Origin of the sequence: Flavobacterium lacustre (assembly GCF_027474525.2) — a bacterium.
Lineage (GTDB): Bacteria > Bacteroidota > Bacteroidia > Flavobacteriales > Flavobacteriaceae > Flavobacterium > Flavobacterium lacustre.
This window is the reverse complement of sequence record NZ_CP114882.2, coordinates 2,605,030-2,625,576: the sequence shown is the minus strand read 5'-3', so window position 1 is coordinate 2,625,576 and position 20,547 is coordinate 2,605,030. Positions and strand designations below refer to the sequence as shown.

General features: G+C 36.0%; 19 protein-coding genes and 1 pseudogene. 14 read left to right on the top strand and 6 right to left on the bottom strand.

What is annotated here, in order from left to right; all coding sequences use genetic code 11:
* Positions 1–4 precede the first annotated feature (4 nt).
* On the bottom strand, positions 5–4,171 hold the full coding sequence (locus O6P34_RS11415; RefSeq protein ID WP_269684636.1) for a phage tail-like protein: 4,167 nt from the start codon (positions 4,169–4,171) through the stop codon (positions 5–7).
* 394 nt (positions 4,172–4,565) lie between these two features.
* Between O6P34_RS11415 and O6P34_RS11410 the strand changes: the two genes are divergently transcribed.
* From O6P34_RS11410 to O6P34_RS11400, 3 genes and pseudogenes are all read left to right on the top strand, one after another.
* Positions 4,566–5,720, top strand: coding sequence for a helix-turn-helix domain-containing protein (locus O6P34_RS11410; RefSeq protein ID WP_269684635.1), 1,155 nt, complete (start codon positions 4,566–4,568; stop codon positions 5,718–5,720).
* 246 nt (positions 5,721–5,966) lie between these two features.
* A complete protein-coding gene (locus O6P34_RS11405) occupies positions 5,967–6,347 on the top strand; it encodes an HU family DNA-binding protein (RefSeq protein ID WP_269684634.1) in 381 nt (126 codons plus the stop codon).
* Between the two features lie 45 nt (positions 6,348–6,392).
* A pseudogene (locus tag O6P34_RS11400) lies at positions 6,393–6,865 on the top strand (uracil-DNA glycosylase); the annotation flags it as partial.
* Positions 6,866–6,877: 12 nt separating this feature from the next.
* On the opposite strand, the gene O6P34_RS11395 reads toward O6P34_RS11400, so the two are convergent.
* The 5 genes from O6P34_RS11395 to O6P34_RS11375 form a co-directional block, all read right to left on the bottom strand.
* On the bottom strand, positions 6,878–7,252 hold the full coding sequence (locus O6P34_RS11395; RefSeq protein ID WP_269684633.1) for a DUF4258 domain-containing protein: 375 nt from the start codon (positions 7,250–7,252) through the stop codon (positions 6,878–6,880).
* Between the two features lie 37 nt (positions 7,253–7,289).
* On the bottom strand, positions 7,290–8,489 hold the full coding sequence (locus O6P34_RS11390) for an alanine dehydrogenase (protein WP_269684632.1): 1,200 nt from the start codon (positions 8,487–8,489) through the stop codon (positions 7,290–7,292).
* 39 nt (positions 8,490–8,528) lie between these two features.
* Positions 8,529–8,936, bottom strand: coding sequence for a tRNA (adenosine(37)-N6)-threonylcarbamoyltransferase complex ATPase subunit type 1 TsaE (gene tsaE / locus O6P34_RS11385; RefSeq protein WP_269684631.1), 408 nt, complete (start codon positions 8,934–8,936; stop codon positions 8,529–8,531).
* A 51-nt stretch (positions 8,937–8,987) separates the two neighbouring features.
* The gene (gene porX, locus O6P34_RS11380) at positions 8,988–10,541 is read right to left on the bottom strand and encodes a T9SS response regulator signal transducer PorX (RefSeq protein WP_269684630.1); all 1,554 of its coding nucleotides are present in this window, start codon (positions 10,539–10,541) and stop codon (positions 8,988–8,990) included.
* A 106-nt stretch (positions 10,542–10,647) separates the two neighbouring features.
* A complete protein-coding gene (locus O6P34_RS11375) occupies positions 10,648–10,776 on the bottom strand; it encodes a hypothetical protein (protein ID WP_269684629.1) in 129 nt (42 codons plus the stop codon).
* Between the two features lie 471 nt (positions 10,777–11,247).
* Here O6P34_RS11375 and O6P34_RS11370 point away from each other — a divergent pair, with 471 nt between their 5' ends.
* The 11 genes from O6P34_RS11370 to O6P34_RS11320 all read left to right on the top strand — a co-directional run bounded on the left by O6P34_RS11370 (position 11,248) and on the right by O6P34_RS11320 (position 20,538).
* A complete protein-coding gene (locus O6P34_RS11370) occupies positions 11,248–11,448 on the top strand; it encodes a hypothetical protein (RefSeq protein WP_269684628.1) in 201 nt (66 codons plus the stop codon).
* A gap of 90 nt (positions 11,449–11,538) precedes the next feature.
* Complete coding sequence (locus tag O6P34_RS11365) at positions 11,539–12,333, top strand: 3-keto-disaccharide hydrolase (RefSeq protein WP_269684627.1); 795 nt, start codon at positions 11,539–11,541, stop codon at positions 12,331–12,333.
* A gap of 146 nt (positions 12,334–12,479) precedes the next feature.
* A complete protein-coding gene (locus tag O6P34_RS11360; RefSeq protein WP_269684626.1) occupies positions 12,480–13,709 on the top strand; it encodes an HD domain-containing protein in 1,230 nt (409 codons plus the stop codon).
* Between the two features lie 39 nt (positions 13,710–13,748).
* On the top strand, positions 13,749–14,792 hold the full coding sequence (lpxD, locus tag O6P34_RS11355; RefSeq protein WP_269684625.1) for a UDP-3-O-(3-hydroxymyristoyl)glucosamine N-acyltransferase: 1,044 nt from the start codon (positions 13,749–13,751) through the stop codon (positions 14,790–14,792).
* Entirely contained in the window at positions 14,785–16,173 is a 1,389-nt protein-coding gene (locus O6P34_RS11350) for a bifunctional UDP-3-O-[3-hydroxymyristoyl] N-acetylglucosamine deacetylase/3-hydroxyacyl-ACP dehydratase (protein WP_269684624.1), read from the top strand. Before lpxD ends, O6P34_RS11350 begins: the two co-directional genes overlap by 8 nt.
* A gap of 70 nt (positions 16,174–16,243) precedes the next feature.
* The gene (gene lpxA, locus O6P34_RS11345; RefSeq protein WP_269684623.1) at positions 16,244–17,029 is read left to right on the top strand and encodes an acyl-ACP--UDP-N-acetylglucosamine O-acyltransferase; all 786 of its coding nucleotides are present in this window, start codon (positions 16,244–16,246) and stop codon (positions 17,027–17,029) included.
* A 97-nt stretch (positions 17,030–17,126) separates the two neighbouring features.
* A complete protein-coding gene (gene efp, locus O6P34_RS11340) occupies positions 17,127–17,693 on the top strand; it encodes an elongation factor P (protein WP_269684622.1) in 567 nt (188 codons plus the stop codon).
* A gap of 75 nt (positions 17,694–17,768) precedes the next feature.
* Entirely contained in the window at positions 17,769–18,710 is a 942-nt protein-coding gene (locus O6P34_RS11335; RefSeq protein ID WP_269684621.1) for a UDP-3-O-(3-hydroxymyristoyl)glucosamine N-acyltransferase, read from the top strand.
* Entirely contained in the window at positions 18,700–19,062 is a 363-nt protein-coding gene (locus O6P34_RS11330) for a nuclear transport factor 2 family protein (protein WP_269684620.1), read from the top strand. Before O6P34_RS11335 ends, O6P34_RS11330 begins: the two co-directional genes overlap by 11 nt.
* A gap of 94 nt (positions 19,063–19,156) precedes the next feature.
* A complete protein-coding gene (gene sucD, locus O6P34_RS11325) occupies positions 19,157–20,029 on the top strand; it encodes a succinate--CoA ligase subunit alpha (protein ID WP_269684619.1) in 873 nt (290 codons plus the stop codon).
* Positions 20,030–20,109: 80 nt separating this feature from the next.
* Positions 20,110–20,538, top strand: a complete 429-nt coding sequence (locus O6P34_RS11320; RefSeq protein WP_269684618.1) for a hypothetical protein — start codon at positions 20,110–20,112, stop codon at positions 20,536–20,538.
* Positions 20,539–20,547 lie beyond the last annotated feature (9 nt).

Here is a 20,547-nt window from a genome sequence, read left to right as displayed (position 1 = left end):
AATTTTAGTAAGAGAAATCAAATTGAATTCTATCTCCAACTGAGATGGCATAAGAACCATTCTTGGTTGAATCATAGGTTACCGTTGTTCCGCTTACAGCATAAGCTCCATTGCTAATTCTAATCCCATTGATATACATTTTTACTTTACTGTTTGCTCCAGCCACATGACTTAAGGTAAAGCTGGTTTGTGCTGCAGCAGTTACAGTAGGTTCATCGCTTACTTCAAATGTGAAACCTGAAGAAACGGGTGTTACCCAGGTTGCACTTCCTGCACCATCAGTAGTTAGCACATCATTGGCTGTACCGCGATTAGCTGGTAAAGAATAGCTTGTGTTAGGTCCATCTCCACCTACTGTAACCACTCCAGTAAAGGATGGGGAAGCTAGAGGCGCTTTATCATTAGCTAATTTTGCTTCGATATCTTGTGCTCTTAAAACCTCATTGTTCAATGCAGTAGTTGTTGCATAACCAGAAAGATCTGTTGGAGTTACTACAGCTACTGTTGCCCAAGTTGCATTTCCAGCACCATCAGTAGTTAAAACCTGCCCGTTTGTTCCGTTTGTGTTAGGATAGGTAACTGTACCGGTTTTTATTTGTCCTGAAAAAGTAGTGTTCCCATTTTTCAACATCACAAGGGCGTCGCTTGGTGAACCATCTATTCCATTTCCTATTACAAACAAATGGTCTGTGGCGTTAAACGATGATGTTGACGCTGGGGTATAATCCGTATTAAAGGTTCCAATTACAGTTTCTGCAAAAGACCTGGCTGAATTATTCATTCCCATGGCAATGGAATTAATTCCACTTGCAATAGTCCCAAATCCCAAGGCAGTGGAATAATTTGCGCTGGCAGTATTGCCATACCCCAAGGCCGTGGCAGCAATTCCGCTGGCCGTTGTATTGTATCCCATAGCCACGGAAACTATTCCTATATTGGCATCATCCCATTTACTGTCATCAATAGAGCCAACTCTGAAAGCCGCTTTTTTAGGATACCACATCATCCTGGTACCAGCGCCCAATGACGAAATATTACCTACATCAAAATTTCCCGTAGCCAAAAAGCCGTCATTGCTGGAAAAAGTTTTTAATCCGTCTACGGTTTGGTTAGTGGTTAAATCCACACTCGGAGTTCCTGTAGCAGCTGTTGCCCAAGTTGCATTTCCTGCACCATCAGTAGTTAAAACCTGATTAGCAGTACCATTTGTATTAGGATATGTAACGGTACCCGCAGTAATTGTACCATTGGTTTTTACATTGGTTACATTAACATTACCCAATTGAATCGTATTGCTGGCATTGACTGTTGCTTGAAATCCTAGTGCGGTAGCATTTGTTAAATTATTTTGACTGACATTAGAAGCACCACCAATTGTTGTATTATTTGAACCTGTACTATTACCCGACATAGCACTTGCGCCAAGGGCGGTATTAAATTGTCCTGAAGTATTACCAGTCATTACCGATTGGCCTATGGCAGTATTGAAATTTCCGGTTGTGTTAAATATCAATGAATTATAGCCTTGGGCGGTATTAAATTGTCCCAAAGTATTTGCGGCTAATGAACCGTTTCCAAATGCTGTATTTAGAACCCCTGTATTTACTTTTAAGGCATCAACACCAACAGCTGTGCTGCCATAACTGGAGCTATTCCCTTTACCAATGGTAACCCCATTGATTACTGCATCTGTACTAAATGTTTTAGCACCTGCAAAAGTCTGTGCAGTGGTGGTCACAACACCGCCGTTTGTTGCATTAGCAGGAGCAAGATTCAAAACGTTTGCTGTGATAGAAGCCCCGTTTGCATTAGATGTGTCGCTGATAGCGCCCACTGTTGTGGGTGTACCATTATCGCCACTTAACCCTTTTTCTCCTTGTAATCCAACAATTCCCTGATCTCCCTGAGGACCTTTGTCGCCTTCAGCACCTTTCAATCCTGTATCTCCAGTTACTCCGTTTGCACCATCTACACCATCAGCACCCTTATTTCCAGTTGCGCCTTTGTCACCAGTTAAACCTTTGTCTCCTTCAAGACCTTTATCACCTGTTGCACCTTGCAGTCCCAAAATTCCTTGGTCTCCTTGAGGACCTTTGTCTCCAGTTAGACCTTTATCACCATCAGCACCTTGCAATCCGGTTTCTCCAATTGCACCTTGCAGTCCAACGATTCCTTGTTCTCCTTGAGGACCTTGGTTTCCAGTTAGACCTTTGTCTCCTTCAAGACCTTTATCACCTGTTGCACCTTGCAGTCCCACAATTCCTTGGTCTCCTTGAGGACCTTTGTCTCCAGTTAGACCTTTATCACCATCAGCACCTTGCAATCCGATTTCACCTATTGCACCTTGTAATCCAACAATTCCTTGTTCTCCTTGAGGACCTTGGTTTCCGGTTAGACCTTTATCGCCATCAACACCTTTCAATCCGATTTCACCTTGTAGTCCAACAATTCCTTGATCTCCTTGAGGACCTTGGTTTCCAGTTAGGCCTTTATCGCCTTCAGCACCTTTCAATCCAGTTTCACCTTGTAGTCCAACAATTCCTTGATCTCCTTGAGGACCTTGATGTCCAATTAGACCTTTATCGCCTTCGGCACCTTTCAATCCAGTTTCACCTATTGCACCTTGTAGTCCTACAATTCCTTGCTCTCCTTGAGGCCCTTGGTTTCCAGTTAGACCTTTATCGCCTTCGGGACCTTTTAATCCAATTTCGCCTGTTGCACCTTGTAGTCCAACAATTCCTTGATCTCCTTGAGGACCTTGGTCTCCAGTTACACCTTTGTCGCCTTCAGCACCTTTCAATCCTGTTTCACCTGTTGCTCCTTGTAGTCCAACAATTCCTTGATCACCTTGAGGACCTTGGTCTCCAGCTACACCTTTGTCTCCAGCTACACCTTTCAATCCGATTTCACCTTGTAGTCCAACAATTCCTTGATCTCCTTGAGGACCTTGGTCTCCAGTTAGACCTTTATCTCCTTCGGCACCTTTCAATCCGATTTCGCCTGTTGCACCTTGTAGTCCCACAATTCCTTGTTCTCCTTGAGGACCTTGATCTCCCGTTAATCCTTTATCGCCTTCAGCACCTTTCAATCCAGTTTCCCCTTGTAGTCCAACAATTCCTTGGTCTCCTTGAGGACCTTGGTTTCCAGTTAGACCTTTATCGCCTTCGGGACCTTTTAATCCAGTTTCACCTGTCGCACCTTGTAGTCCCACAATTCCTTGTTCTCCTTGAGGACCTTGATCTCCAGTTAGACCTTTATCGCCTTCGGCACCTTTCAATCCAGTTTCACCTTGTAGTCCCACAATTCCTTGCTCTCCTTGAGGACCTTGATCTCCAGTTAGACCTTTATCGCCTTCGGCACCTTTCAATCCGATTTCACCTTGTAGTCCCACAATTCCTTGCTCTCCTTGAGGCCCTTGATCTCCAGTTAGACCTTTATCACCTTCAGCACCTTTCAATCCAGTTTCACCTTGTATTCCGACAATTCCTTGTTCTCCTTGAGGTCCTTGATCTCCAGTTAAACCTTTATCTCCTTCGGCACCTTTCAATCCAGTTTCACCTATTGCACCTTGTAGTCCTACAATTCCTTGTTCTCCTTGAGGACCTTGATCTCCAGTTAGACCTTTAGCACCTTTCAATCCAGTTTCACCTATTGCACCTTGCAGTCCAACAATTCCTTGTTCTCCTTGAGGTCCTTGGTCTCCCGTTACTCCTTTGTCTCCTTCAGCACCTTTCAGTCCGGTTTCACCTGTTTCACCTTGCAATCCAACAATTCCTTGATTACCTTGAGGACCTTGGTTTCCAGTTAGACCTTTATCGCCTTCGGGACCTTTTAATCCAGTTTCACCTGTTGCACCTTGTAGTCCAACAATTCCTTGTTCTCCTTGAAGACCTTGAATACCTTTTTCGCCAATACTAAAAACCCAAAGAGTTCCGTTATAATGATAAAAACCGCTTGTACCATCGGTTTGGTAAATCAATAAACCTGAAGCTGGATTAATAATTGCCTCTTTTTGGGCACTTGTCATTCGCGGTGCCAAGAATCCTTTTGTGGTTGAACTCACCTCCAATTGTGCAGAAGCATTAATTTTTGCAGTTTCAACGCCAATGCCTACCTGTGCAGAAACACTAATAGAACTTATGGCAATCAGTAAGTAGATTATTTTCTTCATTTAAATGCTAGTTTTTTATTATTAATTTGCAATGCTACAAACTCTAATAAAACTAAAAAAACAGGTTTACGGGTTTTGAACTAATGAACAAAGGTTTTCAAGCTTTTGACAAATAGTTCTCCTAGATTATGAAGGCTTTGATAAGTGCCGAATAGTCCAGAAGCTAAACACTCCGGTTTAGGGATTAGTGTGACAAAAACAATCGACGAAAAGGGATTAAAATCGGGGAGTCACTCCAAAAAATAGCTTTTTTAAAGAAATGACAAGTTGTTTTTATGTTATAACAAGTCTATTATGTATCAATCCTAACTAATTAGTTGTAGGTTTGTAAAAAAGGAAATAGGAGTGCCTTATTCTTTAAATCAAAACTGTGCCCCACCAAAACAAAAGGTGTATGCTCTTTACTTTAATCTATTTAACCACTGCTATTTTTGGTTATATCACTATTTATTTGATTGGATTTAAATTTAAATCCAATCAACATGCTAATGTGTATTTAATTATTTTTTTCTTTTTAAGCTCCACCAGATTCTTCTTCAGCGGAATGGTGAATGTTCCTTTTTTTGCCAATAAATTGTATTTTATCAATGTCTTATTTACTGTTACCTCTTGGCCTTGTCTGTATTTGTATTTTACCCATTTAATTCATAACAAAACTGAAATCAAAGCAAAAGAAGGTTTGCATTTCATTATACCATTGCTGATTCTATCCTTGGCTGTTTTCAAATTTTTATGGTCTGAATCCACAGTCAGTAAACTAAAAGTGATTTCGCTTGTTATCAATTTAACTATGAATTCTATCTATTATTTAGCGTCTTTTAAAATCCTTACAAAAAGCATCTGGAACAGGAATAGCGAAATTACATTAATTAACAAACAGAATAAAGCCATAACAAAGTGGACCACCTTTTTATTTGTGGTTCTTTCTCTTATATTCTTGATCTATTTAATCCGTTTTTTTGTTTCTGAAAAAACGTTTTGGAATTTGGATCAAAGCAGTTATTTATGGGTTGGAGCCTTAATATGGATTTTTATCTATTTAAAAACATTATCTGATCCACAATTTTTGTATGGCTATGATGTACTTCAAAGTAAAATTAAAGAGTATAAAAAAAATTCCATAGCATTTGATAACGTATGGAAAATGGACTATAATGTAAACCTTGTAAATGTCCAAGATACTGTATTGAAAGAAAAAATACAATGTAACATAGAAAATTATATTATTGAAATTGAGCATTTGGCGTTGCATTCCAATTTGTTTTTTAAAGAAACTTTTTCGGCAGAAGATTTAGCCAATAAACTGGGTATCCCAAAGAGTCATTTACTGTATGTCTTTAAATATCATTCCAATGTCAGTTTTAGTGATTTTAAAAAAATAATCCGAATTCAAAAAGCTATTGGTTTTATGGAAGAAGATTATCTTAAAAGCAACACGATGGAATCTCTCGCAACGGATGTTGGTTTTTCTTCTTATAGCCCTTTCTTCAAGAGTTTTAAATCCATTACAGGATTGTCTCCTCAGGAGTATTGTACTAAAATGGACTAATTTGAGGCAGAACAACAGTTTTCTGTATTATTACAGTTATTTTTTAGGCCTTACCTTATCATTTTTTGTATTCGTAATACCGAGTTTCTAAATTAATATGGATATTACTCTTTGTTTACCGTGGTAACTTATGTAATCTACCGCGGTAATGCAACTAAGTTACCGTGGTAAATTTATTGTTTCATCAGCATGAATTATTACTTTTGTAATAACCAACCGATTGAACCCACTTTAAAGATAAATTATATGGCTATTACTATAACACCTATTGGAAAGACGAACCCCACAAATCCAAATGCTCCGATGCTGTATTACCCCAAATCAACCAAAACAGGTGAAATAGATTTAGAAGAACTTTCGGAACAAATCGCCTATAGTTCCTCTTTAACTCAAGCCGATTGTTATGCGGTAATTATTAGTTTAGTAACTACTGTTTCCAAAGAATTAGAGGCTGGTAAAATTGTCAGACTGGGGCATTTAGGTGCTTTCCAAATTAGCGTGAAAGGAACCGCAAGCACTACTCCAGAGGCAGTATCACCAAAAAACGTTCGATCTGCCTCGGTAATTTTTAGATCCGGAAAGAAGTTTAAAGTAATGCTCAATAATTTGAAATTTGTAAGAAAGTAATAGTGAATCCAACTTATATCTAGAAAAAATGGAAAGTGTAAATCTGGAAAAGCAAATGGCTTGTGTTTTTCTGTAAATGACGGAGTAAAAATTCCTCCTTCGCTACGAAATATTTTTAGGGAAATGTGTGATGATTTGGACATTTTATTATTTCCTGCAACAGGAAATTTAGAATCTTGGGCGAAGCAGGGTGTTTTGCTTTTGAATGCTTCTTTGACCGTCCGAGAAGACAATCCAAACAGCCATAAACATTTAAAATGGAATGTTTTCACCGATGCCGTTATCCAAAAAATTTCAGATGAAAAACAAAACGTTGTTTTTTTACTTTGGGGCAATTTCGCTCATAAAAAAGGACAGAAAATTGACCGAAACAAGCATTTACTTTTAGAATCCGGGCATCCTTCTCCGATGAGTGCCAATCAGGGAAAATGTTTGGAAACAAGCACTTTAGTAAAACAAATGAATATCTGAAAAGCAATAATTTAAAACCTATTGCATGGTTTGAACAGATAGAATAAATAATTTTCAGATTATTTTTTAATAATATCCTGCAAAACCGCTTTGTCTGAATAGTTGATTACTTTAAGTGTAATTTCTTGGTTTTTCAACGTTTTTCCTTCTATAACGTACAATTTTCCTTTTTCGACTTCAACATTACTTTGGTCAAAATCAATATCTCCAAATTTCAACGTATTTTTTATGTCAACGGTGTCAATCCAGCTTTCGGCTAATATTTGGGAGGCTTTATCCGAATAGTTAAAAGGTTTATTTCTTAAATCATTCAAAACTCTGGCATTTGGGAAATAATTGCAACGCGTGTCTTTTCCGCTAAAAACAATAGCAACAAAAAACATTCCCATAATTAAACCAATAAAATAGTAAGCAAAACGATGTATAAACTTCATGAAGTATTTTTTTTGGCAAAGGTAAAGTAAAGTTTACTTAAAAAACAATTAAATTAATGTCGCTGTCTGGCAATCCAAACCATTCGCCAATGGCTTTATTTGTTAGGATTCCGTGGTACATATACACGCCATTTTTCAAGCCTTTATCACAGCGAATAGCACTTTCAATTCCACCATCTTCAGCAATTTGCATCAAATACGGTGTGATAATATTACTTATCGAAAGGGATGCTGTTTTTGAATATCGCGATGGAATATTAGGCACACAATAATGCAATACATTACTTTTGATAAACGTTGGTTTCTCGTGTGAAGTCACTTCTGAAGTTTCAAAACAACCTCCGGTATCAATGCTCACATCCACAATTACAGCACCTTTTTTCATGTGTTCCACCATAGTTTCAGTAACTACAACTGGACAACGTTCCAGTCCTCGCATAGCACCAATAGCGACATCACAACGTCTCAATGCTTTCAATAATGATTTAGGCTGAATAGTAGAGGTAAAAATACGTTGATTCAAATTGTTTTGTAAACGACGTAATTTAGTAATCGAATTATCAAAAACTTTTACATTGGCACCTAAACCAATGGCGGTTTTTGCAGCAAATTCACCAACAGTTCCTGCGCCCAAAATTACAACATCGGTAGGAGGGACGCCTGTAATATTTCCAAATAATAATCCTTTTCCAAACTCATTGGTAATCATCAATTCAGCAGCAATAAGGATTGAGGCGGTTCCTGCAATTTCGCTCAAAGACTTCACGGCCGGATAAGTTCCGTCTTCGTCTTTTATGTATTCAAAGGCAAGAGCCGTGATTTTTTTCTTAGCCAAAGCTTCGAAATATATTTTTTTTCTGGTTTTTATTTGAATGGCTGAAATCAAAATCGTCTTTGGATTTATCATTTCAATTTCGGCAAGACTTGGAGGTTCCACTTTTAATATCATTGGACAACCAAATACCTTTTTGGTATCCTTAGTCACTTCGGCACCCGCATCACTATATTCTTTATCTGAATAGCTGGAACTTTCTCCTGCACCTGATTCAATCATAACACGATGTCCGTGATAAGTCAATGAGTTTACTGCATCCGGAGTGAGACAAATGCGACGTTCCTGATAACTGTTTTCTTTTGGGATACCAATAAAAAGTTCGCTTTTTTTTCTGGTTATTTCCAGTTTTTCCTCTTGAGGCAAAAGCTGTTGTTTTGTGAATGGAGATATAAGGATTGACATTGGTCTTGTTGAATTAGTGGCACAATTTACGTAAAAGTTTTAAATTAATTCCAAAGAACGTTTTCCATTCGGAAGCAGTTCTATTGTCACCACCGAATGAGGTTCGGGAACCAGACTAGGAATCTTTTCCGCCCATTCGATAAAACACCAATTACCGGAATACAAATAATCATCAACTCCCATATCCATGGCCTCGATTTCGTTTTTCAATCTATAAAAATCAAAATGATAAACCAACTGATTATCATTAGCTTGATATTCATTAACTAAAGAAAAAGTAGGACTGCTTGTTGCTTCAGTAACCCCCAGACTTTTGCACAATTGTTTGATTAAAGTCGTTTTTCCAACTCCCATTTCACCATGAAAAAGAATCACCTTATGTGGGTTTTGAGCTATTATTTGTTTTGCAACTTCTTCGAGTTGGTCTAATGAAAAAACAATATTCATTCTTCTTTTTATTTAAAATCTATACTTAGTTTCAAACCTGCAACCTGAAATCTACTTCGGGTTAAAAACCAAAAACGGAATAATCATTTCTTCTAATGAAATCCCTCCGTGCTGATATGTATTCTTGTAATAACTCACATAATAATTGAAATTATTAACGTAAGCCAAGAATAAATCATTTTTTGCAAAAATATAAGAACTACTCATATTTATAGTAGGCAAACCTATTTTTTTAGGTTCTTTTACCGCATAAACATCTTTTCGTTCGTAGGTTAAACTGCGGCCTGTTTTATAACGCAAATTTAAACTGGTGTTTTTATCTCCCACAACTTTCGATGGGTTTTTTACATTTATCGTACCGTGATCGGTAGTTAAAATTAACTTGAAACCCATTTTTTGTGCCTGCTGAATCATTTCTAAAAGTGGTGAATTCTTAAACCAGCTCAACGTCAAGGAGCGATACGCTTTATCATCCGGAGCGAGTTCTTTGACTACATCCATTTCTGTTTTAGCGTGCGAAAGCATATCTACAAAATTATACACCACGGTAACCAAGTCGTTATTTTTTAATGTTTTGAAGTTTTCAACCAGTTTTTTTCCACCGGCCAAGTTGGTGATTTTAAAATAATCTTCCTTAATATTCAATCCCAATCGTTTCAATTGTGCGGTTAAAAATTCCGCTTCAAAGAGATTCTTTCCGCCTTCTTCAGGATCATTTTTCCAGTATTGCGGAAACTGTTTTTCCATTTCAAGTGGCGTTAATCCAGAGAAAATGGCATTTCGCGCATATTGAGTCGCCGTTGGCAAAATAGCATAATACGGAACTTCTTTTTCTAGTTTATAATGGTTGCTTACCACGTTTTCAAAGGCTTTCCATTGGTCGTAACGCAGGTTATCAATCACGACAAAAAGAATAGGTTTATCTTTTTTCAGGATTTCGGGAACTACTAATTCCTTAAATAAAGTGTGTGATTGTACTGGCTTATCAGCTTTTGGCTCAAACCAATCCTCATAATTACGTTCTATGAATTTCCCAAATTGGGAGTTAGCTTCTGTTTTTTGGGATTCCAAAATTTCAATCATGCCCTGATCATTGATATTCTCGAGTTCGAGTTCCCAGAAAATTAATTTTTTATACAATTCAATCCAGTCTTCGTAGCTGTTCACCATCGCCATTTCCATGGTTATTTTACGAAATTCCTTCTGATAATCTAAGGTTGTTTTTTGCGAAACCAATCGGGAATGGTCTAAATTCTTCTTCAAACTCAATAAAATCTGATTCGGATTCACGGGTTTAATCAAATAATCCGCGATTTTAGACCCAATCGCTTCCTCCATAATATATTCCTCCTCACTTTTGGTAATCATAATCATAGGAACCGATGATTTTTTCTCCTTCATTTCCGACAGCGTTTCTAAACCGCTCATACCGGGCATATTTTCATCCAGAAAAACAATATCAAAATTATCAGATTCAAAAATAGCAATCGCATCCAGCCCGTTATTGCAAGTGGTTACCTCGTAATTTTTCTTTTCCAGAAATAATATATGCGGTTTCAAAAGGTCGATTTCATCATCCACCCAAAGTATTTTTATTTTATCCATAGTAGCATTTAAAGTAAAAAATCAGAGTGCCAATTTACTGTTTTTTGCAACGGTCGGTTGCTAAAATTATGATAATTTTTCGTGCAACACCGCATCAGAACCCGAATCACCAAGGCTCGTGTTGGGGCGTGTCCTCCGCAAAAGCTCCGGTCGGGCTGTACGCTGTATCTTTTTCGTCAGAACCAGTTGTAGTAAACGGCAATTTCCAAAAGACAAAAAAGGATGCCGCTTCCATCCCTCACGCAATTCGCAATACCATCCGAGAAGCAGACGATTATTTGACCAACAAAATTTTAAATAACCTAAACTTTTACGCTACCGTTCGTAAAATTTTAGGTCAAAAGGGTAAAAGTTTATGTATCTCTAATTTAATTCCGAAACCCAAATGATTAAATAAAGAGATGAAACGCATACATCTTAAAAAAAAATAACACGTGAATTGTGTTAATACGATTAAACTAAAATCAATAAAACAACGCTTCAATTGAAATTAATTCGAAAAAAATCTTTTTTTATATTATTTTTGAATAGAAACAAATCAAAAAGCAGAAAATATGGAAGCCAACAGTAACGAAAAACTGATACGAACGTATTTTGAGCATTTCAATAACCACGATTAGACTAGAATGCATCACCGACGGAAAAATCAGCAAAGATTTTACCTATTATGATAATTTTGAAGAATAAACACAACTATTATAAAACTATGAATAACTCCCAAAAAACACAACTTTTGCTTTCATTTGGTTTAGCATTATTCCTTATGGCACTTTTATCATTTGACTTAAGCAACCTTTCTATTGAACACAACGGAAAAGCATATTTCAAAATTATAGTTTCATCAATACTATTACTTATTGCCATTTTGAGAATCCGAAAAGCTAAAAAAGAAAAAATAAACGATTAAACACAAATGTGTGATTTTTTTTCATGTTGATGTAAAACCAATCGATTTTATTTTAATTTTATGCTTTTATCAAACCAAATCAATTTTTTTATGAAATCTAAAAAATTTAGTCCTTTTTTATTAAGCATAGCTTTATTTTCAGCCTCAGTAGCTATGGCGCAGCACAAATTTGTAAACACGCCTCCCGAAGTTAATCCGATGCCTATGAAACCAGAGATGACCGAAATCTGGGAACCAGAAGTAAAAGTAATCACGCCTGCCAAAACATTGGGAAATGCACCTTCGGATGCCATTATTTTATTTGATGGTAAAAACTTAGACCAATGGGTAAGTCAAAAAGACGTGAACCAGCCTGCAGGATGGAAAATTGTTGACAAAGACTATATGGAAGTCGTTCCAGGTTCAGGAGCTATTCAAACCAAAATGGCTTTTGGCGATTGTCAATTACACTTAGAATGGAGCGCTCCGGATATCGTTTTGGATGGAGGACAAGCGAGAGGAAACAGTGGTGTATTTTTTCAGAACCGATACGAATTACAAGTATTAGATTCGTATAACAACAGAACCTACAGCAACGGACAAGCGGGTAGTATTTACAAAGACCATCCGCCATTAGTAAATGCTGTTAAAACCCCTTTAGAATGGAACGCTTACGATGTGGTTTATACCGCTCCACGCTTCAAAGCAGACGGAAGAATTGATGCTCCGGCAAGAATTACCGTGTTTTTAAACGGTGTTTTAGTACAAAACAATACGACCATAAACGGATTGACACTTTACATTGGTTTACACAATTACCCTTCAGCTCATGGTGAAGATGTGATTTCGTTACAAGACCACGATTCAAAAAATCAATTCCGAAATATCTGGATTAGAAAACTATAAATACTAAAAAGGAGCGCTGAAAACGCTCCTTTTTTTTGTTCCATATCCATTGAAATTTCTTTTTTATCAGATTGCCAATTCAACTCTTAAACGTTTCCGTTTTTAACGTCTAATTTTCTTATATTTGTTGACCAAAAAATTCCATTGTGAGTCAAATTAATAAGCTTAAAATATTCAATGATCCCATTTATGGGTTTATTACCATCCCCAACGCCTTCATTTACGATTTAGTTCAGCATCCTTACTTTCAACGCTTGCGCCGTATTTCCCAAATGGGATTGTCTTACTTGGTTTATCCCGGAGCGAATCATACCCGTTTTCATCACGCTTTAGGTTGCATGCATTTAATGCAAAAAGCCGTAGATGTACTTCGTTTTAAAGGGGTTTCTATTTCGGCAGAGGAAGAAAATGCGTTATATATTGCCATTTTATTACACGATATTGGTCACGGTCCGTTTTCGCATGCTATGGAAAAAAGTATTGTTGAAGATGTACATCATGAAGCCATTTCGTTATTATTTATGCACCAATTGAATGTGGAATTCAAAGGACAATTAAGCTTGGCAATTCAGGTTTTTAAAGGGGAATATGATCGAAAATTCATGTTGCAATTGATTTCCAGTCAACTGGATATGGACCGAATGGATTACTTGAAACGCGACAGTTTTTATTCGGGTGTGGCAGAAGGAAATGTCAATTCAGAACGGTTAATCCAAATGATGAATGTAGTCGATGATGTTTTGGTCATCGAAGAAAAAGGGATTTATTCGGTAGAGAAATTTCTGCTCTCCAGACGCTTGATGTACTGGCAGGCTTATTTGCACAAAACGAGTTTAGTGGCAGAGTTAATTTTGACGAAAGTCTTAAAACGCGCCAAAGAATTGACCCTGAAAGGAATACATTTACCTTGTAGCGAACCGCTGCAATTCTTTTTGCAAAACAAAATTACAGCTGATGATTTTGATGCTGAAACCTTAGATTTATTTTCACAATTAGACGATTTTGACATTATCAGCGCATTGAAAGCTTGGCAAAAACAAGACGATTTCATTTTGTCATCTTTGAGCAAAATGATTGTAAATCGAGATTTATTAAAAATAAAATTAACCAGCGAAAAAGTAGCTTTAGAAGAGTTGCTGCCTCTAAAAGAGCGTTTTGCTGCCGAAAACAACATCACGCTAGTCGAAACGAATTACTTTATTTTTAGAGGAAAAATAAAAAATCAGGCCTATAGCAAAGAAGCAGAGCCGATACGAATTTTGAAAAAAGACAAGACCATTGAAGATGTTGTGGAAGCATCAGACCAATTGAATTTGAAATCGTTATCAAAATTGGTCACTAAATATTACATCTGTTTCCCAAAACAACTGTTATAATAATACTATTTAAAATCTATTTTTTATATTTTTGTCGGAATGAAATTTACAGCAGAACAAATAGCGGGAATTTTAGAGGGAGAAGTCGTTGGTAATCCCAATGCCGAAGTTTCTCAGTTGTCTAAAATCGAAGAAGGATATGAAGGATCGCTCACTTTTTTGGCCAATCCTAAATACCTTAATTATATATATACTACCAAAGCATCCGTTACAATTGTCAACAATACTTTTGTTCCAGATGCACCGCTGACCACCACATTGATAAAAGTAGAAGATGCTTATGCGTCTTTTTCGAAATTATTAGAGTTTTACAACGAAGTAAAATTGAACAAAAGTGGGATTGAACAACCTTCCTTTATCGCGGAAACCGCTAAATATGGAACGAATTTATATTTGGGCAGTTTCAGTTATATTGGCCAAAATGTGGTATTAGGAAACAATGTGAAAATTTATCCCAATTGTTTTTTAGGAGATAATGTTGTTTTAGGAGATAATGTGATTATTTTTGCCGGTGCAAAAATTTATTCAGAAACCATTATTGGTAATAATTGTACGATTCACTCCGGAGCAATAATTGGGGCAGATGGTTTTGGCTTTGCGCCAAATCCGGACGGAACCTATACCAAAATTCCGCAAATTGGAAATGTGATTATAGAAGACAATGTCGATATTGGTTCATGCACCACGATTGACAGAGCCACAATGGGATCAACTATTATCCGAAAAGGAGTAAAGCTGGACAATCAAATTCAGATTGCCCATAATGTTGAGATTGGCGAAAACACCGTAATTGCGGCGCAAACCGGAGTAGCAGGTTCGACCAAAATTGGAAAAAACGGGATGATTGGCGGTCAAGTAGGTATTTCAGGCCATTTGACAATTGGCGATAATGTTCGTATTCAAGCGCAATCAGGCGTGGGAAGAAATATAAAAGACGATGAAATTTTGCAGGGAAGTCCAACATTTGGATACAATGATTTTAGCAAATCCTACGTGCATTTCAAAAATCTACCAAAGATAGTTGCAGAAATAGAAGAATTAAAAAAAGAAATATTAAACCAAAAAAATAGAAACAATGGTTAAACAGAAGACCATCAAAACAGAAATCTCGCTAACAGGAGTTGGATTACACACAGGAAAAGAAGTTAAAATGACTTTTAAACCTGCGCCAGTCAATAATGGCTTTACTTTTGTTCGTGTAGATCTGGAAGGGCAACCTATCATAGAAGCCGATGCTAATTATGTGGTAAATACACAAAGAGGAACTAATCTGGAAAAACTTGGCGTGAAAATCCAAACTCCAGAACATGTTTTAGCAGCATTAGTAGGTTGTGATTTAGACAATGTTATTATAGAATTGAATGCTTCAGAACTTCCAATAATGGATGGTTCATCTAAATATTTTGTTGAAGCGGTAGAAAAAGCCGGAATTGTAGAACAAGAAGCTAAACGTAATGTTTATGTGGTTAAAGAAGTTATTTCTTTTACAGACGAAGCTACGGGAAGCGAAATATTAGTAATGCCAAGCGATCAGTATTGTGTTACTGCAATGGTTGATTTTGGAACTAAAATTTTAGGAACTCAAAATGCTACAATGAAAAGTATTTCTGATTTTAAATCTGAAATATCTGAATCAAGAACTTTTAGCTTTTTGCATGAATTAGAATCATTATTAGAAAATGGTTTAATAAAAGGAGGCGATTTAAATAATGCCATCGTTTATGTTGATAAAGAAATATCTGCATCTACAATGGAAAATTTGAAAAAAGCCTTTGGTAAAGAAGAACTTACTGTAAAACCAAACGGAATTTTGGATAATCTTACATTGCATTATCCAAATGAAGCTGCGAGACATAAATTATTAGATGTAGTAGGGGATTTATCCTTAATTGGAACCCGAATTCAAGGAAAAATTATAGCCAATAAGCCCGGACATTTTGTAAATACTCAATTTGCTAAAAAAATGTCTAAAATCATTAAAATTGAGCAACGCAATTTTGTTCCTGTTTATGATTTAAATCAAGAGCCTTTGATGGATATTCATAAAATCATGGCAGTACTTCCGCACAGACCTCCATTTTTGTTGATTGACAGAATCATAGAAATGTCAGACAGTCATGTGGTAGGAATGAAAAATGTGACCATGAATGAAAATTTCTTTGTAGGTCACTTTCCGGAAGCTCCAGTTATGCCAGGTGTTTTGATTGTTGAAGCTATGGCACAAACCGGCGGGATTTTAGTATTGAGCACCGTGCCGGATCCCGAAAACTATTTGACTTTTTTCATGAAAATAGACAAAGTAAAATTCAAACATAAAGTACTTCCCGGAGATACTTTAATATTCAAATGTGATTTGATTACTCCGATACGAAGAGGAATTTGTCACATGCAAGCTAATGCGTATGCCAATGGAAAGCTGGTGGCTGAAGCTGAATTAATGGCTCAAATTGCAAGAAAACAGTAATTTTTTTGTTTAAAGGATTAATCGTTCATTTGATTAATCCTTTAAACAGTTAAACGATTAAATAAAGAATATGAATCAACCGTTAGCATATGTTCATCCAGGCGCAAAAATCGCCAAAAACGTTGTCATTGAACCTTTTACAACCATTCATAACAATGTAGTTATAGGTGATGGAACTTGGATAGGTTCTAATGTAACCATCATGGAAGGCGCAAGAATTGGAAAAAATTGCAATATTTTTCCTGGAGCAGTTATTTCAGCAGTTCCACAGGATTTGAAGTTTGGCGGAGAAGATTCTTTAGCTATCATTGGTGATAATTGTACCATTAGGGAATGTGTAACAATCAATAGAGGAACAATTGCTTCTGGTCAAACAGTTGTTGGTAATAACTGCTTAATTATGGCGGCGGCTCATATTGCTCACGATTGCCATATAGGCAATAATGCAATAATTGTAAATGGTGTGCTTTTAGGTGGGCACGTAACCATTGGAGATTATGCTGTTATTGGCGGATTGTCAGCTGTTCATCAATTTATAAGTGTTGGTGATCATGCTATGATTTCGGGTGGTTCTTTATTAAGAAAAGACGTTCCTCCGTATACAAAAGCAGCAAAAGAACCTTTGTCATATGTAGGAATTAATTCTGTAGGGTTAAGAAGACGTGGCTTTACATCCGAAAAAATAAAAGAGATCCAAGAAATATATCGAATTCTTTACCAAAAAAATTACAATGTAACTCAAGCTCTTGGTATTATTGAAGGAGAAATGGAAGCAACTCCGGAACGAGACGAAATTATAGATTTTATCCGAAATTCGTCAAGAGGGGTGATGAAAGGATACACCGGAAATTATTAGTTTAAAAAAATTATTCGTTAATTTGTTTAAACGAATAATCTAAATAAACTAAACACTTAGAAACCAACAAATAACGAATCAACAAATAAATACAAAAATGGCATCTACATCAGATATTAAAAACGGATTGTGTATCAAATACAACAATGATATATATAAAATCATCGAATTTCTTCACGTAAAACCAGGAAAAGGTCCTGCTTTTGTTCGTACCAAATTAAGAAGTTTAACCAATGGAAAAGTGTTGGATAACACTTTTTCTGCAGGACATAAAATAGACGAAGTTAGAGTAGAAAACCATAAATTTCAATTCTTATATCCTGAAGGTGATTTATTTCATTTTATGAATGTAGAATCTTTCGAACAAATTTCATTGAACAAAAACGTTTTGGATTCTCCGGATTTATTAAAAGAAGGTGAAAATGTAATGATTAGTATTAATACAGAAACTGACTTGCCGCTTTCAGTAGATATGCCTGCTTCTGTAGTATTAGAGGTAACATATGCTGAACCAGGAGTAAAAGGAAATACTGCTACAAATGCTACAAAATCAGCAACTGTTGAGACTGGAGCAACTGTAAATGTTCCTTTATTTATCAATGAAGGTGACAAAATTAAAATAGATACAACAACAGGTTCTTATATGGAACGCGTAAAAGAGTAGTAAACTATTCGATCAAAAAATGTGATAATTCTATGATTATCACATTTTTTAATTATAACATTTTCTTATTAATATATGAAATTCCCAAAGGTTTACTCTTTAGAAGAAATTGCAAATTTGCTTAATTGTGAATTTGTAGGCGATAAAAATTTCGAAGTTTTCGGAATGAATGAAATTCATGTTGTAACGGAAGGTGATATTGTATTTGTGGACCACCCAAAATATTATGATAAAGCTTTACAATCTGCTGCATCAATTGTTTTAATCAACAAAAAAGTAGATTGTCCTGAGGGAAAAGCACTCTTAATTTCTGATGATCCTTTTCGGGATTTTAATACGTTAACGAATCATTTCAAACCTTTTCAATTTTCAAATGTATCTGTTTCAACTTCAGCTAAAATAGGAGAAGGAACTGTAATACAACCCAATACATTTGTGGGAAATCATGTTTCAATTGGAAAAAATTGTTTAATTCATTCTAATGTAGCTATTTATGATTATACCGTAATTGGCGATAACGTAATCATTCATGCAGGAACAGTTCTTGGAGCTGATGCATTTTATTATAAAAAACGCCCTGAAGGATATGACCAATTGATTTCTGGCGGAAGAGTTGTTATCGAAAATAATGTTGGCATTGGTGCGCTTTGTACTATTGACAAAGGAGTTACCGGCGACACAACCATTGGAGAGGGAACAAAAATTGACAATCAAGTGCATGTTGGTCACGATACTGTTATTGGAAAAAAATGTTTGATTGCCTCACAAACCGGCATAGCAGGTTGTGTAATTATAGAAGATGAAGTTACGATTTGGGGACAAGTAGGCACTACAAGTGGTATCACCATAGGAGCGAAAGCAGTCATTTTGGGACAAACAGGAGTAACAAAATCTGTAGAAGGTGGGAAATCCTATTTTGGAACCCCAATTGAAGAATCGAGAGAAAAATTAAAGCAGTTGGCAAATATCAAAAAGATACCTGAAATTCTAACTAAATTGAAAGAATATGTCTCCTAAAGAAATTGTTCAAAAATTCTACAAATCGGATGCGCTAATCGACCGAGACGTAATGCAAGAATATTTGCATCCCGAAATCATTTTGGATTGGAACAGCAGTAAAGGTTTTATTCAGATGAATTATGATTCTATTTTAAATTTATCACAGGAATTGAGCAAAGCTTATGTTCGTTCTAAAGTCAGAATTAGTCATATTATCGCTGAAAATGATTTGGTTTCCCTTCGATATTCTCATTTTGTAAAGACAATTGAGAATCCAAGAGAAGAAATGTTATTGGCTCATTTTATAGTAATTTGGCAAATAAAAGACAATAAATTATTTAAAGGGTACCAAATGAGCCAAATATCTTAATTTAGTTTCAAAAAACTGAAAACTGAATACGAATTACTGCTTACTATTTTATACTTTTGCAACACAAATTTAAAAACAACATAAAAAATATATCATGAGTGTTTTAGTTAATAAAGATTCCAAAATAATTGTTCAAGGATTTACAGGAAGCGAAGGAACGTTCCATGCTTCACAGATGATCGAATACGGTACAAACGTTGTTGGTGGTGTAACTCCTGGAAAAGGGGGAACTACACATTTAGACAGACCCGTTTTTAATACTGTAAAAGATGCTGTTGAGCAAGCAGGTGCTGATACAACTATTATTTTTGTACCACCAGCTTTTGCTGCTGATGCAATTATGGAAGCTGCAGATGCTGGAATTAAAGTGATTATAGCTATTACAGAAGGAATTCCTGTAGCAGATATGATTAAAGCCAACAGCTACGTAAAAGAAAGAAACGCAAGATTAATTGGTCCTAACTGTCCAGGTGTAATTACTCCGGGAGAAGCAAAAGTAGGTATTATGCCTGGTTTTGTTTTCAAAAAAGGAACTGTTGGTATTGTTTCAAAATCTGGAACTTTAACTTACGAAGCAGCTGATCAAGTAGTAAAACAAGGATTAGGTATTACAACTGCAATTGGTATTGGTGGAGACCCAATCATTGGAACAACTACTAAAGAAGCCGTTGAATTATTGATGAACGATCCTGAAACAGAATGTATCGTTATGATAGGTGAAATTGGTGGACAATTAGAAGCTGATGCTGCTAAATGGATTAAAGCTGATGGTAACCGTAAACCAGTTGTTGGTTTTATTGCAGGAGTAACTGCTCCGGCTGGAAGAACAATGGGTCACGCAGGTGCAATCGTTGGAGGTTCTGATGATACTGCTGAAGCAAAAAAACAAATCATGAGAGAGAATGGTATTCACGTAGTGGATTCTCCTGCTGAAATTGGAAAAAAAGTAAAAGAAGTTTTAGGTTAATCCTAAACAGACTATAGAAATATAAGTACCTCACGGTTTTCGTGGGGTATTTTATTTAATAAATATAATAGAAAAGAAAGATGTACAAAGAGTTAAAAAAATTTAAAGTAACCAATAGTTTTACTTTCACTACAGAAAATAGTTTAGAAGAAGTATGTAACGCATCCGAATCAGGAAGCGGAATATTCTTAGTTTATGCTGTAGAAGGTGAAACCAAAGAATTAATTATGGTTGGTTCAACTGGAACAATCCAAAATGATGGAACTTTAAAAAGCAAAAATGGCGGATTACATGATAAAATTGTAAACGGTCATCAATTTGCAAAAACAGGAAGAAAATATTCTTGGCCGGCACAAATGAAATTAGAAAACATTGAAAGATTAGAAGTTACATGGTATGAAACTTTCAACGAGAAAACAAAAGTAATTCCAACTTTCATAGAAGGACAAGTTTTACAAAATTTCTTGGATGAAAATGCAAGATTACCAAGATGGAATGTTGCTTTTTAAATAAAAATA

Coding starts and splice junctions, on each gene's coding strand:
- O6P34_RS11350 (WP_269684624.1), top strand. CDS start 14,785: ATGGTTAAACAGAAGACCATCAAAACAGAAATCTCGCTAACAGGAGTT.
- O6P34_RS11395 (WP_269684633.1), bottom strand. CDS start 7,252: ATGAAGTTTATACATCGTTTTGCTTACTATTTTATTGGTTTAATTATG.
- sucD (WP_269684619.1), top strand. CDS start 19,157: ATGAGTGTTTTAGTTAATAAAGATTCCAAAATAATTGTTCAAGGATTT.
- lpxD (WP_269684625.1), top strand. CDS start 13,749: ATGAAATTTACAGCAGAACAAATAGCGGGAATTTTAGAGGGAGAAGTC.
- lpxA (WP_269684623.1), top strand. CDS start 16,244: ATGAATCAACCGTTAGCATATGTTCATCCAGGCGCAAAAATCGCCAAA.
- efp (WP_269684622.1), top strand. CDS start 17,127: ATGGCATCTACATCAGATATTAAAAACGGATTGTGTATCAAATACAAC.
- O6P34_RS11335 (WP_269684621.1), top strand. CDS start 17,769: ATGAAATTCCCAAAGGTTTACTCTTTAGAAGAAATTGCAAATTTGCTT.
- O6P34_RS11375 (WP_269684629.1), bottom strand. CDS start 10,776: ATGGAAGCGGCATCCTTTTTTGTCTTTTGGAAATTGCCGTTTACTACA.
- O6P34_RS11405 (WP_269684634.1), top strand. CDS start 5,967: ATGGCTATTACTATAACACCTATTGGAAAGACGAACCCCACAAATCCA.
- tsaE (WP_269684631.1), bottom strand. CDS start 8,936: ATGAATATTGTTTTTTCATTAGACCAACTCGAAGAAGTTGCAAAACAA.
- O6P34_RS11320 (WP_269684618.1), top strand. CDS start 20,110: ATGTACAAAGAGTTAAAAAAATTTAAAGTAACCAATAGTTTTACTTTC.
- O6P34_RS11390 (WP_269684632.1), bottom strand. CDS start 8,489: ATGTCAATCCTTATATCTCCATTCACAAAACAACAGCTTTTGCCTCAA.
- porX (WP_269684630.1), bottom strand. CDS start 10,541: ATGGATAAAATAAAAATACTTTGGGTGGATGATGAAATCGACCTTTTG.
- O6P34_RS11365 (WP_269684627.1), top strand. CDS start 11,539: ATGAAATCTAAAAAATTTAGTCCTTTTTTATTAAGCATAGCTTTATTT.
- O6P34_RS11370 (WP_269684628.1), top strand. CDS start 11,248: ATGAATAACTCCCAAAAAACACAACTTTTGCTTTCATTTGGTTTAGCA.
- O6P34_RS11415 (WP_269684636.1), bottom strand. CDS start 4,171: ATGAAGAAAATAATCTACTTACTGATTGCCATAAGTTCTATTAGTGTT.
- O6P34_RS11330 (WP_269684620.1), top strand. CDS start 18,700: ATGTCTCCTAAAGAAATTGTTCAAAAATTCTACAAATCGGATGCGCTA.
- O6P34_RS11410 (WP_269684635.1), top strand. CDS start 4,566: ATGCTCTTTACTTTAATCTATTTAACCACTGCTATTTTTGGTTATATC.